Genomic DNA, 16,544 nt, shown 5'->3' on the forward strand with positions numbered 1-16,544 from the left:
CGCGCCGGGGCGCGGGCGGGGGGCCCCCCCCGGCCCGCGCGCCCCCCCCCAACCCGGCCCCGCCCCCCCCCCCCCGCCCGCCCCCCCCGCTCCCGTGTCGTCTGCGGTCAGGCCCGGGCGCCGGGGGCGACGCCCCCCGCCCAGCCCTCCGAGTCCAGGACGGCGCGAAGCTCGGAGTAGGAGATGAAGCCGTCGAAGTTCGTGTCGGCCTGCTCGAACCGGTGCTGCGTCTCGGCCCGCGTCCAGGCGAGCCCGAGGTGCTCCAGGACGAGCGTGAACTCCATCAGATCGAGCTTGTCGTCACCGCCGAGGTCCGCCCGCGTGAACACGGCGTGAAGATCGTCCTCGGTCGGCTTGGTCGTCATCTCGCTCCTCGTCTGGTCCGATGTGCCCGCATCATGCCATAGGTGCGAGCCGGTCCCCATGAGAAACGCCGCCGGCGAAGAACCGGTTCCCCGGCGCCCCGTGGCGGACGACCGTCCGGTGCGTTCCGGACCGCCTCAATCCCCCGCGGACCCGCCGGTCAGCTCGGGGACGCGGTGCCGGTACCGGGCGAGCAGCGCGGCGTTGACCTCGTCGCCGCCCGGCACGTTCGCGCTCGTCCAGCGCGGCAGGTCCACGCCCCGCTCCGCCGCGAGATCGTCCAGGTCGGCCAGGACGCGCGCCCACGTGTAGGCGGCCAGCACCGTCGACACCGCCGCCGTCCGCGGCCGTCCCGCCGGGTGCAGGACGTCGCCCGGCGGGACCCGCGTGTCCAGGACGAGCGTCGCGTGGTCGGCGAGGCTCGTGTCCGTCCGGGCCGCCGCGCCGCGCGACGCCCGCGCCGAGGTGACCGCGATCACCGGGACGTCCCGCGCCGCGCACTCCCGCGCCACCTCGACCGGGTACGGGTTGCGGCCGCTGGTGGAGAACACCACCGCGACGTCCGGCGGCGCGGGCGCCGCCTCCTGCACCACGGCCCGCCCCACCCCGGGCTCCCGCTCGACGCGGGTGCTGCGCAGCGCGTCGTCGAGCGGGAACACCGCGGGGTCGAACACCGGCCGGACGGGGGCGAGGCCGCCCGCCCGGTAGAACGTCTCGCACACCATCGCGAGGGAGTGCCCCGCCCCGGCGACGTGCACGATGCCGCCGGCCTCGATCGCCGCCAGCAGCAGCCCGGCGGCCTCCCCGATCGCCGGGCCGGTGACGTCGTCCAGTTCGTCGAGCAGCGTCCGCACCCGGGCGGGGAGCCCGGGGAGGTTCGCCGGGGCGGACGCGGGCGTCGACGGGTCAGGCATCGGGAACGGCCTCCTTCAGGGTGCGCGCCAGTTCGTCCTGGCCGGACGCGGCGCGGAGCCGGTCGGCGAGGCCGCCCGACAGCGCGCGCGCCAGCCCGGACAGCGTGCCGACGTGCACGTCGGGGTCGGGCGTGCAGAACGCGAGCAGCAGGTCCACCGGGTCGTTGTCGGGGTGGCCGAACTCGACCGGCGCGGCGAGGCGGGTCGCGCCGACGCCGACGGCCAGCCCGCCCTCCTCCGGGCGCGCGTGCACCAGCGCCAGGCCCTTCGTCAGCACGATGTACGGGCCGTTGTCCTCGACGACCCGCACGCACGCGTCCGGGTAGCCCGCGCCGGCGGCGCCCGCCTCGACCAGCCCGGACGCCGCCGCGCGGACGGCCTCCCGCCAGTCGGCGGCGGCGACCCCGTCGGCCGCGACGACGATGGGCGCGGGGACGGTCACGCCAGCCACCCCTGCTCGCCGAGCCGGTCCCGCAGCTGCGCCGCGAGGCCGTCCTTGTCCAGGAAGTCGCTGATCGTGATCACCACGGGGGCGAGGTCGGCGATCTCCTCGGTGTGCATGCCCTGCCCGATGACCACGTCCGGGCTCATGCCGCGCGCGGTGGACACGTCGGTGTTCTCCACCCGGGCGTCCACGCCGATCGAGCGCAGCGCGTCCTCGGCGGTCATCTTCAGCATCAGGCTGGACCCCATCCCGACCCCGCACACCGCGAGGATCTCCAGTTGCCGGTCCAGTGCCATGTCGATCTCCTTGTCGTCATAGGGGCGCGTCGTCGCGCCCTCTCGGTGCGCCGGGGCGCCGTCAGGCCTTCTCGGTCGACACGGCGCCGCCGGTCTTCTCCGGGCCGTCCCCGCCGCCGGCCTCGCCGTCCTCCACCGCGCGGCGCTTCTCCCCGCGGTGGACGAGCAGCAGCGACGCGACGGTCGCGGCGAGCGCCACCACGGGCACCAGCCACACCGTGCCGGTGCCGAGCACCGGGTCGGCGGCCTTCAGCAGCCACGCGATCGCGTACCAGTCCGGGTCGGCCAGGGTGGCCAGCTCGGGCGCGGTCTTCTCGAACAGTCCCCACGTGACGGCCTGCCCGACCGCCAGGATCAGGCCGCTGACCACGCCGCCGAGGACGGCGCCGCGCCAGCCCGCCACGACGTTGCCGAACAGCCCGGCCGCGCCGCCCACGAAGAACAGCATGATCATGGGCGGGACGAGCGTGAACCAGCCGGCCGCGGCGAAGACGCCCAGGCAGGCCAGGAACACCACGGTGGAGGCCACGAAACCGAGCATGACCGCGGTCGGCGCGACGGGGAAGACGGTCGGCGCGTCCAGCGCGGGCCGGGTGCCCGGGATGACCCGGTCGCTGAAGCCCTTGAACGCCGGGACGATCTCGCCGAGGAACATCCGCACGCCGAACAGCAGGATCGCGATGCCGCCCGCGAAGCGCAGGCCGACCAGCAGCGCCCACACCCACGGCGACAGCTTGGCGTCCATGGCGGCGGCGGCCTCGTTGACGACCTTGTCGTCGGCGAGCGCGACCCCGATCAGCATGATCACGCAGATGATCAGGGCGGTGCTGACGTTGACGTCCTTGAAGAACGACAGCTGCCGCGGCAGCTTCAGCTTCTCGGTGTCGTGCTTCTCCCGGCTGCCCAGCGGGCGCGCCGCGTAGCCGGTGATCAGCGCGGCGAGCGAGCTGGTGTGCGCGAAGCCGAACCGGTCGTCCGGCATGACGCGGCGCATCAGCGGGCGCATCCACAGCGGCTGCAGCGTCCAGTACGCGGCGACGAAGCCGGCGCCGCACAGCACGAGCGTGAGCTGGTTCGAGCCGGGCGCGACCGTCACCAGCGACGCCACGGTGACCGTGCTGATCCAGAACATCAGGTGGCCGGTCAGGTAGAGGTACCGGGCCGCCGGGAAGATCCGGACGATCACGACGTGCAGCAGGAACGCCACCGTGATCACCAGGGCGATCGTGCCGCCCTGGTCCTGCAGGAACCCGTCCAGGGTGCGTTCCGCCTTCGGCGGATCGGTGTTCATCGCGCTCGCCAGCACCGTCTGGAAGCTGGTGAGCCCGCCGCTGAAGATCTCGATGCCGATGAAGAGGATCACCACGCCGATCGTCGCGCGCAGCGCGCCGGCGAACACGTCCTCGAAACGTTTGCGCTGCAGGATCAGCCCGGCGAGCGTGATGAGCCCGATGAGGATGGGCACCTGGCCGAACACGTTGTCGGCCAGGAACGTGAGGATGTCCTTGATGACGTCCATGGTGAGATCGCCTCACTTCTCGGGGGTGTGTGGTGCGCTGTCGCCCCCGTCAGCGCGGGTGGCCGGTCCCGGGCGGGGCCCGGGGGACGCCGGTCGGTCGTGGTGGGTGCGTCGCATCTCGTGGGTGTTCGGGTGGGTCGGCCGGTCCCGGCGGGCCGGGACCGGAGGTCGGTCAGTGGGCGGGCGGCCGCAGGTCGAGCTCCAGCCGGTAGCGGTCGCCGCGGTAGACCGACCGGACGTACTCCAGCGGCCTGCCCCCGGCGTCGCGGGTGACCCGCTCGAACAGGAACGCCGGCATGTGCACCGGCACGCCCAGCTCGGCGGACTCCTCCTCGGTGGTGACGGTCGGCTCGATCGTCTCGGTGCCCGAGGCGATCTCGACGCCGTCGGCGCGCAGCAGCTCGTAGAACGAGCCGCCCTCGAGGTCCTGGCGCCGCAGGTCCGGCAGCAGGGCGCGCGGCATGTACAGCGTCTCGATGGCCATCGTGGCGCCGTCCGCGAGCCGGAGCCGCCGAATGGTAAATACCTCTTCGGCCGGTGACAGGGCCAGGCGCCTGCCGATCCGCGCCCCCGCGGTCTCCGTGCGGAACGACAGCACCCGGCCCCCGGGCCGCATCCCGCGCCGGATCATGTCCTCGGTGAACGAGGTCATGGTCAGCGGCACGGCGATCCGGGGCTCGGCGACATAGGTGCCGCTGCCGTGCCGCCGGTCCAGCCGCCCCTCGGCGACCAGGCCGTCGATGGCCTGCCGCAACGTCGGACGGGAGACGCCGAGCTCGGTCGCCAGCCGACGCTCGGACGGGAGCGCGTCGCCGACGTCGAGCCCGTCCAGCATCTCCAGCAGCCGACGCTGCACGGCCTGCCGCTTCGTGTGCCCGGAACGGGCCTCACCGGCGGAACGCAACGGTCCGACCTCCTGCCCTGCCATGTCGTGTGGCCTCACGTTATGTGCCTCATCGGAATTGGTCAATACCACTTTGTCGATGTTTGCCATGGCGGGCGAGCCCGCCCGCGGTTTACGGTCGCCCCGATCGTCGGAATGACCGCGGAGGGCCGCGCGCGGGGCGCGCGGCGAGGAAGGCGGCGAGATGAGAAGAGTCGTGCGGGGCGCCCTGGCGGTGGCGTCGCCCCTGGTCCTGGCGGCGACGCTGTGCGCCGTCCCGGCCGAGGCGAGCGGGCCGCCCCGGGACCGGGACGGGTGGCGGCTGGTCGCCGCCGAGTCGTTCGACCGGCACCTCGACAGCAGGCGGCACCCCTGGTTCCGGGACGGCGACGGCCCGTCGAGTCCCTACAACGTCGACATGTACGACAACGACGGCGCCTACTTCGACACCGTCGGCGGCCCCGCGTTCCGCGAGCAGCTCGCGAAGATGGAGACGTACCGGCAGTCGTTCACGTTCGGCAAGAAGGGCTGGCTGACGGCCGAGCTCGCGGCCCGCGACGCCGACGGCGACGGCCGTCCCGACGCCCCGCCGACGCTCACCTCCGGGAAGGGCGTCGCGCGGATGGAGGAGCCCGCCCACCAGGCCGGCGTCGTGATCCGCTCCACCCGCGACCTGCCCGCCGAGTACCGGGTGGAGATGACGCTGCGCGGCCTGGAGTTCGGCGGCGAGCGGAACGGGGTGTGGGACTACCCGGACGGCCGGATCAACGGCTACTCGCCCGACGGCTGCAAGACGAACTTCCCCTGGGCGTCCGGCGGGGACTTCTCCCGGCCCGAGTGCGAGTGGGCGGACGTCCGCACCGACTCCAACGGCTTCTACTACATGTCGATCATGGACTACGAGCGGGTCGCGCCGCACAACAACGTGTTCATCCACGCGCACCGCAAGGTCGCCATGGACGGCTACAACCGGTACAAGTACGACAAGGCGGGGCTGCGGTACTGCAACCCCGCGACCGGCGAGTACGAGCCGTACGAGGCCGGCACCGGCAACGGCGTCAACGCGCTGTTCATGACCGACGACCGCAGGTACGCCACGATGCCCGGCACCGAGTACCTGATGGAGAGCGAGTGCGGGTTCGCCAAGGGCGGCGCGATCGTCTCGGCCGCCGACATGCGGCCCGAGCTGCTGCCCGACAAGCCGTACCGGTTCGCGATCGAGCGGCGCGACGGCGCGTACACGATGGAGATCTCGGGCGTCTTCGCCCACGTCGGCCAGGCCACCTACCGCTACACCCGCGCGTTCGTCGAGGACGGGGAGCCCATCTGGCACTACAACCAGAAGCCGGAGGAGTACGACGGCCGGTTCAACGCCGACTGGACCTGGCAGGGCCCGGGCGGCACGCTCGTCGACCGCGACACCTGGCCCGCCGGGTCCGCCTACCCCGACCGGTTCATGATCGGTGATCCGCACATGAACTTCTACGAGGGCGGCGCGAAGGTGGACGACGTCCGCCTGTACGTCCCGCGCCGGTAGGACCGGGACCCCGCCGACACGTCCGCGCGGGCCGGGCATCGCCTATATCGTGGGCCCCATGACGGCGGGAGCATGCATCGCTGCGGCCCCGCGGACCGGCGAACCGCCCGGCCGCGGCGCCGCGGCCCCGCGCCGGGGGGCCTCGTGACCCGCCCGGCCATCGAGCCGGACGCGCCGGGCCGGCCGCCCGAGCCGTCCCTCGCCGACCCGTGCGACGCGCGGGAACCGGCGGGGGAGCGGCTGCACGGCGGCGGGCCCGGCCCCGGCCTGGACGTGTTCCTGTCCGGCCGGGTCTTCATGGACATGATCTTCACCGGGCTGCCCGGGCTGCCGCCGCCCGGCACCGAGATCGTCACCGACGGGCTCGGCTCGGCGCCGGGCGGCGTCGCCAACATCGCGGTCGCGATGAGCCGGCTCGGCCTGCGCGTCGGCCTCGCCGCGCCGTTCGGCGACGACATGTTCGGCGCCTACCTGTGGCGGACGCTCGCCGAGCAGGAGGGCGTCGACCTGCGGGCGTCCCGCCGCGTCCCCGGCTGGTCGACGCCGGTCACGGTGTCGATGGCCTACGACTCCGACCGCAGCATGGTGACGTTCGCGCGCCCAGTCCCGCCGCAGGCCGAGGAGCCGCCGGGCGGCGCCCCGCCGGACGCCCGCGCCTGCTTCATCGACGTCGACCGGCCCGTCCCCGCGTGGGCGGCGGGCGCCCGCGAGCGCGGCGCGCTGATCTTCGCCGACCTCGGCTGGGACCCCACCGGCGCCTGGTCCGCCGAGGTCCTCGACCGGCTCGCGCACGTCGACGTGTTCCTGCCGAACGCCGCCGAGGCGATGGCCTACACCCGCACCGGCGACCCGCCGTCCGCCGCCGAGGCCCTCGCCGAACGCGCGCCGGTCGTGGTCGTCAAGTGCGGCGCGGACGGCGCCATCGCGCTGGACCGCACCACGGGGGAGCGAGCCGAGGCCCCCGCCCTGCCCGTCCGGGCGCTGGACGCCACCGGCGCCGGCGACGTGTTCGCGGCCGGGTTCGTGTTCGGGACGCTCGCGGGCCTGCCGCTCGTCGAGCGGCTGCGGTTCGCGAACCTGTGCGCGGGGCTGTCGGTCCGGCACCGCAGCGGTTCGCTCGGCTCGCCGTGCTGGGGCGAGATCGCCGCGTTCGGGGAATCGGGCGAGGTGCCCGAGTCGGTCCTGGCCGACTACGCGTTCGTGATCCCGTTCGTCCCGGAGATGGCGGAGAACACGGTCGTCCGCGCCGAACCCACCCTCCGAACCGACCAGTAGCGCCGGACCGGAGCGCGCCGACCGCCGGTGAACGGCCCACGGCGCGCCGACCGGTGGTGGACCGGACGGCGGCGGGCGGGACGTCACGGGCGGGGGCGGGTCACGGGGAGGCGACCGGCGGGCGGGTCGCGCGGTACTCCTGCGGGCTGACGCCGTGCTCGCGCTTGAACGCGGTGCTGAGCGCGAACGCGGTGCCGTAGCCGACGCGCCGCGCCACCGTCTCGAGCGTCGCGTCGCTCTCCCGCAGCAGGTCGGCGGCCTGCGCGAGGCGCAGGCCCGTCAGGTAGGACATCGGCGGCTCCCCGAGCAGCCGCCCGAACCGCTGGGCCAGCGCGGCGCGGGACACCCCGACGCGGGCGGCGAGGTCCGCGACCGTCCAGGGGTGCGCCGGATCGTCGTGCAGCAGCCGCATCGCCGGTCCCACCACCGGGTCGCCGTGCGCGCGGTACCAGCCGGGCCGCTCCGCGCCGTCCCGCGCGAACCAGGCGCGCAGCGCGGCGATGAGCAGCAGGTCCAGCAGCCGGTCGAGCACGACGTCCTGGCCGGGCTCGTCCTTGCCGATCTCGTCGCCGAGCAGGCCGACCAGCGGCGAGTTCCAGGCGTCGCCGCGGACGATCGCGAGCTGCGGCAGCGCGGCCAGCAGCCGGCGGGTCACGGCCCCGCGCATCTGGTAGGTGCCGATCAGCATGACCGCCGACCCGTCCGGGTCGTTCCCCCAGGCCCGCACGCCGAGGTCCATCGCGTCCGACAGGCTCGTGCCGTCGGGCGCGGTGCACCGCTGGCCGGGGTGGATGACGATCTGCGGCGCGGTCGCCGGGTCGTCGGCCATCGTGTACGGCTCCGGCCCCTTGACGAGCAGGACGTCCCCGGCCCGGACGGCCCGCGGCGCGCCCCCGTCGGGCAGCACCCACGCGTCATCCCTGATCATCGCGACGAGGGTCAGCGGGGCCTCGTCGCGGATCCGCACCGACCACGGCGGGCTCAGCATGGCGCGGAGCAGGAACGCGCCGCGCGCCCGGGGGCCGTCGAGGAGGTCGGTGAGCGCGTCCACCCCGCCAGCGTAGACGCTCGCGAATGCGGGCGAGCTTCTCGACGATGGTGGCCGGACCCGTCCGCCGATTGACTCGAGGACATGACGAACACCGAAACGAACACCATCGCGGCGACCGCCGGAACGAAGATCGACACGGGTCTCACGCTCGTCCTGGGCGGCACCGGCAAGACCGGCCGGCGCGTCGTGGAGCGGCTCGAGGCCATGGACGCGCCCGTGCGGATGGGCTCCCGCTCCGCGGACCCGGCCTTCGACTGGACGGACGAGGCCGGCTGGCCGCGGGTCCTGCGGGACGTCGACGCCGTCTACCTCGCGTACGCCCCCGACCTGGCCGTCCCCGGCGCGCCGGACGTCATCCGGGCGTTCACGGCCGCGGCGCGGGACGCGGGCGTGCGGCGGGTGGTCCTGCTGTCGGGACGCGGCGAGGAGGAGGCCGTCGCCTGCGAGGAGATCGTCCGCGGCTCGGGGCTGGAGTGGACGGTCGTCCGCGCGAGCTGGTTCGCGCAGAACTTCAGCGAGGACTACCTCCTCGACCCGATCCGCGCCGGCGAGGTCGTCCTCCCGGCGGGCGACGTGCTAGAGCCGTTCGCGGACGCCGACGACATCGCCGACGTCGCGGTCGCGGCGCTCACGGCGGACGGGCACGCGGGGCGGGTGTACGAGGTGACCGGGCGGCGCGCGCTGTCCTTCCCCGAGGCGGTCGCCGAGATCGGCCGCGCCGCCGGGCGCGACATCGCCTACGTGCGGGTCGGCGTGGCGGACTACGCCGCCGCGGTGCGGGAGCACGGCGTGCCCGGCGAGGTCGCCGATCTGCTGACGTACCTGTTCGGCACGATCCTGGACGGCCGCAACAGCGAGCCCGGCGACGGCGTGCGGCGCGCGCTCGGCCGGGAGGCCCGCGACTTCGCCGACTACGCCCGCGAGACCGCGGCCAGCGGCATCTGGAACGCGTGACCACTGCGGCCCGGCCCCGGCCGTCCGGGGCCGGGCCGCCCGAACCCGCCTGAAATGATCATGAACGTCCCGACCGATCGGAGATCGACCGTGAAAAACCTGTTCACCATCGTCTGTGCCGCCGTGTCCTTCGTGGGGGCCGCGGGCATGGCCGGAGCCTTCTTCGGGTTCTCCACCGGCGTCATGCCGGGGCTGAACGCGGCCCGGCCGTCCGCGGCGATCGACGCCATGCAGGGCATCAACCAGAAGATCCAGAACCCGCTGTTCATCGCGATGTTCGTGCTGACGCCGGTCATCGCCGTCGTGACCGCGGTCCTGCTGCTGACGCTCGACCAGAAGGCCGCGGCGATCCTGTTCTTCGTCGCCGCCGGGGTGTACGTCCTCGGCGCGCTGTTCCCGAGCTTCGCCGTCAACATCCCGCTGAACGAGACCCTGGACAAGACCGAGATCCCGGCGGACCCCGGCGAGGCCGCGCGTGTGTGGGCCGACTACTCCGGCCGCTGGACGACCTGGAACTCCGTCCGGGCGGTCGCCGGCTGGGCGAGCGTGCTCGCGATGGCCGCCGGGGCGTACCTGTGGGGCCGGGACGCCTGACGCCGCCTACGATCACGGCATGAGCGGTCTCTACGCCATCAGCGACCTGCACGTGGGATTCCCCGACAACCGCGCGTTCGTGGAGGGGCTGCGCCCCGCGTCCGGCGGCGACTGGCTGATCGTGGCCGGGGACGTCGCCGAGCGCTTCGACGACGTCGAGTGGACGCTGCGCACCCTGGCCGGGCGTTTCGCGAAGGTGATCTGGACGCCCGGCAACCACGAACTCTGGACGATCAAGGACGACCCCGTGGCGCTGCGCGGCGAGGCCCGCTACCGCCGCCTGGTGGACATGTGCCGCGCCCACGGCGTCGCCACCCCCGAGGACCCCTACCCCGTGTGGACGGGCGACGGCGGCCCGGTGACGATCGCGCCGCTGTTCGTCCTGTACGACTACACGTTCCGGCCGGACGGGGCCGCCACCAAGGAGGAGGCCCTGGAGATCGCGCACGAGGCGGGCGTCGTGTGCACCGACGAGGTCTACCTCCACCCCGACCCGCACCCCACCCGGGACGCCTGGTGCGACGCCCGCATCGCCTACACCGAGCGGAGGATGGCGGAGCTGGAGCCCGGCACCCGGACCGTGCTCGTCAACCACTGGCCGCTGATCCGCGAGCCCACCCGCGTGCTCTGGTACCCCGAGTTCGCCCAGTGGTGCGGCAGCGAGCGCACCGCCGACTGGCACGTCCGGTTCGGCGCGGTGTCGGTGGTGTACGGCCACCTGCACATTCCCCGGACGATCTGGGCGGACGGCGTCCCGCACGTCGAGGTGTCGGTCGGTTACCCGCGCGAGTGGCGGCGGCACCGGGGCGCGCCGCCCGGCCCGCGCCGCGTCCTGCCCCCGCCCGCGGAGGGCGCCGGCTAGCTAGCCGCGGTCCGCGCCCGCCGCGCCGTCCGGGCCGTCCTTGCCGTCCAGGCCGTCCGCGCGGGGCGCGACGCCCCAGGCGGCGAGCGCCAGCAGCCGGTCGGCCGCCGCGGGCTCCTGCTCGGTGACCGTCGCGATGGCGCCCGCCAGCCGCAGCACGTCGGCGAAGTCGGCCCCGGGGGCGACGTCGCCCGCCTGCTGCGCGCGGACGAACAGCCGCTGGCCCGCGGCGCGCATCGCCCGCGAGGAGTCGAGCAGCGCCGTCCGCTCGTCCCGCAGCGACACCACGGCCGACGCGGCCAGCCCGCGGAACGTCGTGACCCGCGCGATGAACGCGCGCAGCCAGGCGAGCAGGGCGTCGCCGGGGGCGGGCGAGTCCGCCAGCTCGCGGGCGCGCGCGGCGAGGTCGTCGTAGGCGCCCGCGAGGAGCGCCTCGAGCAGGTCCTGGCGGGTGGGGAAGTGCCGGTACAGGGTCCCGATGCCGACCTCCGCGCGCCGCGCGACGGCCTCCAGCGAGGCGCCCGCGCCCTCCCGCTGGAACACCTCGCGCGCCGCGGCGAGCAGCCGCGCGCGGTTGCGGCGCACGTCGGACCGCTCCGCGCGGGGGCGGGGCCGGGACGCGCCGTCGCTGGTCACCTTGGGTCCGCTGTCCTTTCGGCATGGGTTCGGTGTGCGGCCGTTCCCACAGTTTGGAACGGTCCTTCGATACTATCCGCGCCCCGCCGGGACCATGCGTCCGCCCAGCTCAACGTGCACGTCGACGGCCCCGGCCGGCGGCCCGCCCCGGCCCCGGAAACCGCCCCGCGGACGGCCGCGGGCCGGGCCCGGCGGGAGCGTGGACGCCCCGCGCCGGACCCGGCCCGCGGACCAGGTCAGGAGCCGTTCGGCGCCTGCCCGCCGCTCGTGACCGGGAGGTACACGCGTCCCCCGGCCGCCTTGAACTCGCCCGCCTTCTCCCGCATCCCGGCGGCGATCGCCTCGTCGCCGTCCAGGCCGCGCTCGTCGGCGTACCGGCGGACGTCCCGGGTGATCTTCATCGAGCAGAAGTGCGGGCCGCACATCGAGCAGAAGTGCGCGGTCTTCGCCGGGGCCGCCGGCAGCGTCGCGTCGTGGAAGGCCCGCGCGGTGTCGGGGTCCAGCGACAGGTTGAACTGGTCCTCCCAGCGGAAGTCGAACCGGGCGTCCGACAGCGCGTCGTCCCACGCCTGCGCGCCCGGGTGGCCCTTGGCGACGTCCGCGGCGTGCGCGGCGATCTTGTAGGCGATGACGCCCGCCTTGACGTCGTCGCGGTCGGGCAGCCCGAGATGCTCCTTCGGCGTGACGTAGCAGAGCATCGCGGTGCCGTGCCAGCCGATCATCGCGGCGCCGATCGCCGAGGTGATGTGGTCGTAGCCGGGCGCGATGTCGGTGGTCAGCGGCCCGAGCGTGTAGAACGGGGCGCCGTCGCACCACTCCTGCTGCAGGTCGACGTTCTCCTTGATCTTGTGCATCGGGACGTGCCCCGGGCCCTCGTTCATGACCTGGTTGTCGTACTCGGCCGCGATGCGCGTCAGCTCGCCCTGGGTGCGCAGCTCCGCGAACTGCGCCTCGTCGTTGGCGTCGGCGATCGAGCCGGGCCGCAGCCCGTCCCCGAGCGACCACGTGACGTCGTAGGCCGCGAAGATCTCGCACAGCTCCCGGAAGTGCGTGTACAGGAAGTTCTCCTCGTGGTGCGCCAGGCACCACGCCGCCATGATCGACCCGCCGCGCGACACGATGCCGGTCTTGCGGCGCGCCGTCAGCGGGACGTACCGCAGCAGCACGCCCGCGTGGACGGTCATGTAGTCGACGCCCTGCTCGGCCTGCTCGATCACGGTGTCGCGGAAGACCTCCCAGGTCAGCTCGGCCGGGTCGCCGCCGACCTTCTCCACCGCCTGGTACAGCGGGACGGTCCCCACCGGGACGGGCGAGTTCCGCAGGATCCACTCGCGGGTGGTGTGGATGTCGCGGCCCGTCGACAGGTCCATGATCGTGTCGGCGCCCCAGCGGGTCGCCCACGTCATCTTCTCCACCTCGTCCTCGATCGAGGACGCCACCGCCGAGTTCCCGATGTTGGCGTTCACCTTCACCAGGAAGTTCCGGCCGATGATCATCGGCTCGATCTCGGGATGGTTGACGTTCGCCGGCAGCACCGCGCGGCCCGCCGCCAGCTCGTCCCGGACGAACTCCGGCGCGACGCCCTCGCGCAGCGCGACGAACTCCATCTCGGGGGTGATCTCCCCGCGCCGCGCGTAGGCGCGCTGGGTGACGGCCCCGCCGGACGCCCGGCGCGGCCGCCGCACGGGGAACGCCGCGCCCTCCCGCAGCGGATCGCCGGACCGGCGCCCGTCGTCCTCGGGGCGCGCGGCGCGCCCGTCGTAGGCGGCGGTGTCGCCGCGCTCGGCGATCCACGCGTCCCGGAGGGCCGGCAGGCCCCGGCGGACGTCGGTCTCGAAGGCGGGGTCGGTGTACGGTCCCGACGTGTCGTACAGGACGACGGCGTCGCCGTTGGTGAGCGGCACCTCCCGCATCGGCACCCGCACGTCGGGCCGGGAGCCCTGCAGGTACGTCTTCCGGGCGGCTGGAACCACGGATTCGTTCACGACTCGATCTCTCCCTACGCCGGCATTACCCGGTCAGGTTCATGCGGTCAGCGGCCGTGCCAGCCGCTATCTCAGCCCGGTTCGCCGGGCCCCCGCGTCGGTCGTGATCGACGGTAACCCCCACCGCCCCGGTTGCCGCAACCGGGGTGAGTGGGGTAGACGCGCGCGTGCCGTCCCCGATCGACGGGGACGGCACGCGCGTCCGGGATCGGTGACGGCCCGGGGCCGCCGGCGTCCTACACCGCCGCCGGCGCTCCTCCCGCCGTCACGCGGGGCGGGTCAGATCAGGCCCTGGGCGAGCATCGCGTCGGCGACCCGCTCGAAGCCGGCGATGTTGGCGCCGACGACGTAGTCGCCGGGCGCGCCGTACCGCTCGGCGGTCTCGAAGCAGGTGTCGTGGATGTCGCGCATGATCCGCGCCAGCTCGTTCTCGACCTGCTCGAACGTCCAGGACTCGCGGCCCGCGTTCTGCCGCATCTCCAGCGCGCTGACCGCCACGCCGCCCGCGTTCGCCGCCTTCCCGGGCCCGAACGCCACGCCGGCGTCCTGCAGGATGTGGACGGCCTCGGGCGTCGTCGGCATGTTCGCGCCCTCCGCCACCGCCTTGACCCCGTTGCGGACGAGGATCCGGGCGGACTCGGCGTCCAGCTCGTTCTGGGTCGCCGACGGCAGCGCGATGTCGGCCGGGACCTCCCAGACCCGCCCCGCCGGGACGAACCGGGCCGAGGCGCCGCGCAGTTCGGCGTAGTCGGAGACGCGGCCCCGGTCGACCTCCTTGACGTGCTTGAGCAGGTCGAGGTCGATGCCCTTCTCGTCGACGACGTAGCCGCCCGAGTCGGACACGGTGATGACGTTCGCGCCGAGCGCCTGCGCCTTCTCGATCGAGTAGATCGCGACGTTGCCGGAGCCGGACACCACGACCTGCTGCCCGTCGAGGTCCTCGCCGCGCCGCTTCAGCATCTCGGCGGTGAACAGCACGCTGCCGTACCCGGTCGCCTCGGTGCGGCCCGCGGAGCCGCCCCAGCCCTGCCCCTTGCCGGTGAGGACGCCGGCCTCCCAGCGGTTGGTGACGCGCCGGTACTGGCCGAACAGGTAGCCGATCTCGCGGCCGCCGACGCCGATGTCGCCCGCCGGGACGTCGGTGTGCTCGCCCACGTGCCGGTACAGCTCGGTCATGAACGACTGGCAGAACCGCATGATCTCGTCGTCGGACCGCCCGTGCGGGTCGAAGTCGCTGCCGCCCTTGCCGCCGCCGATGCCGAGCCCGGTGAGCGCGTTCTTGAAGATCTGCTCGAAGCCGAGGAACTTCACGATGCCCAGGTTCACCGTGGGGTGGAACCGCAGGCCGCCCTTGTACGGGCCGAGCGCGCCGTTGAACTCGACGCGGAACCCGCGGTTGACGTGCACCCGGCCGGCGTCGTCCTGCCACGGCACGCGGAACATGATCTGCCGCTCGGGCTCGATCAGCCGCTCGATCAGCCTGCTCGCGGCCAGCCGGGGCCGCGCGGACAGCGCGGCGGGCAGCGACTCGAGCACCTCGTGGACGGCCTGGTGGAACTCCGGCTCGCCGGGGTCGCGCCGCAGCACGCCGTCGTAGGTCTCCTCGAGCGCGGCCAGGACGTCGGGCGAGCCGGGCAGACGGGGGGACAGGGGCATGTGGTGGTTCCTTTCGGCGAACGATGATCGTGCGGGTGACGCCGGCGACCGAGACGTTCACCTCCCGCGGCCCCATTGCCGGGACGCCACGGCCTCAAGCGGCCTTCTCACTCTAAAACGTGATCGCCGTACGCAGGACGCTGCTACGCTGTCTCGTTTGCCAACATCTGCGCCGTCAGGGACATTCCACGCCGATCCGCCGCTCAAACCCGGCGTCCCGCGTCCGGAGCGGGCCGGATGCGCGCCCCGCCGGCGGTCGGGGAAGATGGTCGCGTGGTGACCCTCTCCCGGCTCGGCGGACTTCCGAAGCGCCTCGCGGGCGGCGGGACCGACGCCGGCGGCGGGATCGCCGCGCGCGACGCGGTCCTCGCGCTGCTGCTGGCGGCGGCGGCCGTCGCCGCGGCCCTGGCGTGGCCGGGCGTGCGGCCCCTCGACGCGCCCGGAGCCGTGCTGCTCGCCGCCGCGCACCTCCCGCTGGCCGTCATCCGGCGCCGTCCGGCGCCCGGGCTCGCGGCCCTGGTCGTCCTGGCGGTGCCGTACCACCTGCTGCAGTACCAGCACCACGCGCTCGTCCCGGCCGAGGTCGTCGCGCTGTTCGCCTACGCCGTGTACGGGCGGCGCGTGCGGGTGGTGCTGGGCGTGGTGGCGTCCCTGCTGACGGTCTGCGTCGTCGGGATGGCGATGCGGGCCGGCGGGAGCGGCGTCCGCGAGCAGATCGCGGTGATCGAGGCCGTCGTCGCGGTGGTGATCGCGGTGCAGGTCTGGCGGTCGCACCGGACCAGGCTCGCGGCGATCACCGAGCGCGCCGAGCGGGCCGAGCGGACCCGCGAGGAGGAGGCCCGGCGCCGCGTCGCCGAGGAGCGGCTGCGCATCGCCCGCGACCTGCACGACCTCCTCGCGCACAGCATCACCGTGATCGGGGTGCAGGCCGGCGCCGCCGCCCACCTCGTGCGCGGGGACCGGCCGCTGGACCGCACCGAGCTGGCCGACGCGCTCGCGTCCATCGCCGCGACGTGCCGGGACGCCCGCGTCGAGCTGCGCGGCACCCTGCAGGTCCTCCGCGGGACGGACGCGCCCGTCTCCGGGCGGCCGCCCGGGCTGGACGGGATCGGCGAGCTGGTGGCGGCCGCCCGCGGCGGCGGGATCAGGGTGACGTTCGTGGACGAGTCGGCCGGGCCCGGCGGGGAGCGCCCGCCGTCCGACGTGGGCGTCGCGGCCTACCGGATCGTCCAGGAGGCGCTCACCAACGTCGTCAAGCACGCGGGCGCGGCGTCGGCCGACGTGAGCCTCACCCGCGCCGACGGCGCCCTCGTCGTGCGGGTCGCCGACGACGGGCGCGGCCTCAGCGCGGGCCCGTCCGGGAACGCCCCCGGCGACGGCGAGGGCGGTTCCTCCGGGTTCGGCGTGCTCGGGATGATCGAGCGGGCCCGCAGCGTCGGCGGGACGCTCGACGCCGGTCCCGCTCCCGGCGGCGGGTTCGCGGTCACCGCGGTCCTCCCCGCGGGCCGCCCGGTCCCCTCCGCCGACGCCTCGGCCGACGCCCCTTCCTGACCTCGGCGGACGCTCCGCGCGAC

General features: G+C 74.4%; 16 protein-coding genes and 1 riboswitch. Of the genes, 6 read left to right on the forward strand and 10 right to left on the reverse strand.

Annotated elements, in window-relative coordinates; genetic code table 11:
• Positions 1 to 107: 107 nt before the first annotated feature.
• The 6 genes from AB0L25_RS35335 to AB0L25_RS35360 all read right to left on the reverse strand — a co-directional run bounded on the left by AB0L25_RS35335 (position 108) and on the right by AB0L25_RS35360 (position 4,441).
• A complete protein-coding gene (locus AB0L25_RS35335; RefSeq protein WP_500177270.1) occupies positions 108 to 365 on the reverse strand; it encodes an EF-hand domain-containing protein in 258 nt (85 codons plus the stop codon).
• Positions 366 to 500: 135 nt separating this feature from the next.
• Positions 501 to 1,277, reverse strand: coding sequence for a sugar isomerase domain-containing protein (locus AB0L25_RS35340; RefSeq protein ID WP_500177272.1), 777 nt, complete (start codon positions 1,275 to 1,277; stop codon positions 501 to 503).
• Positions 1,270 to 1,719: a PTS sugar transporter subunit IIA gene (locus tag AB0L25_RS35345; protein WP_500177273.1), complete on the reverse strand. Its 450-nt coding sequence runs from the start codon at positions 1,717 to 1,719 to the stop codon at positions 1,270 to 1,272. The genes AB0L25_RS35340 and AB0L25_RS35345 overlap by 8 nt, the downstream gene beginning before the upstream one ends.
• On the reverse strand, positions 1,716 to 2,018 hold the full coding sequence (locus tag AB0L25_RS35350) for a PTS sugar transporter subunit IIB (protein WP_500177275.1): 303 nt from the start codon (positions 2,016 to 2,018) through the stop codon (positions 1,716 to 1,718). Before AB0L25_RS35350 ends, AB0L25_RS35345 begins: the two co-directional genes overlap by 4 nt.
• A 61-nt stretch (positions 2,019 to 2,079) precedes the next feature.
• Positions 2,080 to 3,537: a PTS ascorbate transporter subunit IIC gene (gene ulaA / locus AB0L25_RS35355; protein ID WP_500177277.1), complete on the reverse strand. Its 1,458-nt coding sequence runs from the start codon at positions 3,535 to 3,537 to the stop codon at positions 2,080 to 2,082.
• 172 nt (positions 3,538 to 3,709) lie between these two features.
• On the reverse strand, positions 3,710 to 4,441 hold the full coding sequence (locus AB0L25_RS35360; RefSeq protein WP_500177278.1) for a GntR family transcriptional regulator: 732 nt from the start codon (positions 4,439 to 4,441) through the stop codon (positions 3,710 to 3,712).
• Positions 4,442 to 4,625: 184 nt separating this feature from the next.
• On the opposite strand from AB0L25_RS35360, the gene AB0L25_RS35365 reads away from it, so the two are divergent.
• Both AB0L25_RS35365 and AB0L25_RS35370 read left to right on the forward strand, forming a co-directional pair.
• Positions 4,626 to 5,957 (forward strand): hypothetical protein, encoded by a 1,332-nt coding sequence (locus tag AB0L25_RS35365; protein WP_500177279.1) that lies wholly within the window; start codon positions 4,626 to 4,628, stop codon positions 5,955 to 5,957.
• 144 nt (positions 5,958 to 6,101) lie between these two features.
• A complete protein-coding gene (locus AB0L25_RS35370; RefSeq protein ID WP_500177281.1) occupies positions 6,102 to 7,232 on the forward strand; it encodes a carbohydrate kinase family protein in 1,131 nt (376 codons plus the stop codon).
• A 100-nt stretch (positions 7,233 to 7,332) separates the two neighbouring features.
• On the opposite strand, the gene AB0L25_RS35375 is transcribed toward AB0L25_RS35370, so the two are convergent.
• On the reverse strand, positions 7,333 to 8,283 hold the full coding sequence (locus AB0L25_RS35375; RefSeq protein ID WP_500177283.1) for an AraC family transcriptional regulator: 951 nt from the start codon (positions 8,281 to 8,283) through the stop codon (positions 7,333 to 7,335).
• A gap of 81 nt (positions 8,284 to 8,364) precedes the next feature.
• Between AB0L25_RS35375 and AB0L25_RS35380 the strand changes: the two genes are divergently transcribed.
• The 3 genes from AB0L25_RS35380 (at position 8,365) to AB0L25_RS35390 (ending at position 10,693) form a co-directional block, all read left to right on the forward strand.
• Positions 8,365 to 9,237 carry an NAD(P)H-binding protein gene (locus AB0L25_RS35380; protein ID WP_500177284.1) on the forward strand — a complete coding sequence of 291 codons (873 nt, stop codon included), beginning with the start codon at positions 8,365 to 8,367 and terminating at the stop codon, positions 9,235 to 9,237.
• Positions 9,238 to 9,327: 90 nt separating this feature from the next.
• The gene (locus tag AB0L25_RS35385; protein ID WP_500177286.1) at positions 9,328 to 9,831 is read left to right on the forward strand and encodes an anthrone oxygenase family protein; all 504 of its coding nucleotides are present in this window, start codon (positions 9,328 to 9,330) and stop codon (positions 9,829 to 9,831) included.
• A gap of 19 nt (positions 9,832 to 9,850) precedes the next feature.
• On the forward strand, positions 9,851 to 10,693 hold the full coding sequence (locus tag AB0L25_RS35390; RefSeq protein ID WP_500177288.1) for a metallophosphoesterase family protein: 843 nt from the start codon (positions 9,851 to 9,853) through the stop codon (positions 10,691 to 10,693).
• Here the strand turns inward: AB0L25_RS35390 and AB0L25_RS35395 are convergent, their stop codons facing one another.
• From AB0L25_RS35395 to gdhA, 3 genes are all read right to left on the reverse strand, one after another.
• Complete coding sequence (locus AB0L25_RS35395) at positions 10,694 to 11,329, reverse strand: TetR/AcrR family transcriptional regulator (RefSeq protein WP_500177289.1); 636 nt, start codon at positions 11,327 to 11,329, stop codon at positions 10,694 to 10,696.
• 236 nt (positions 11,330 to 11,565) lie between these two features.
• Entirely contained in the window at positions 11,566 to 13,314 is a 1,749-nt protein-coding gene (gene thiC, locus AB0L25_RS35400; RefSeq protein ID WP_500177291.1) for a phosphomethylpyrimidine synthase ThiC, read from the reverse strand.
• Positions 13,306 to 13,420, reverse strand: a riboswitch (TPP riboswitch). It overlaps the preceding gene by 9 nt.
• 173 nt (positions 13,421 to 13,593) lie before the next feature.
• Entirely contained in the window at positions 13,594 to 14,970 is a 1,377-nt protein-coding gene (gene gdhA / locus AB0L25_RS35405) for an NADP-specific glutamate dehydrogenase (protein ID WP_500177292.1), read from the reverse strand.
• A gap of 273 nt (positions 14,971 to 15,243) precedes the next feature.
• Between gdhA and AB0L25_RS35410 the strand changes: the two genes are divergently transcribed.
• Positions 15,244 to 16,521 carry a sensor histidine kinase gene (locus AB0L25_RS35410; RefSeq protein WP_500177293.1) on the forward strand — a complete coding sequence of 426 codons (1,278 nt, stop codon included), beginning with the start codon at positions 15,244 to 15,246 and terminating at the stop codon, positions 16,519 to 16,521.
• Positions 16,522 to 16,544 lie beyond the last annotated feature (23 nt).

Source organism: Spirillospora sp. NPDC052242 (assembly GCF_040679555.1).
Taxonomy (GTDB): domain Bacteria; phylum Actinomycetota; class Actinomycetes; order Streptosporangiales; family Streptosporangiaceae; genus Spirillospora.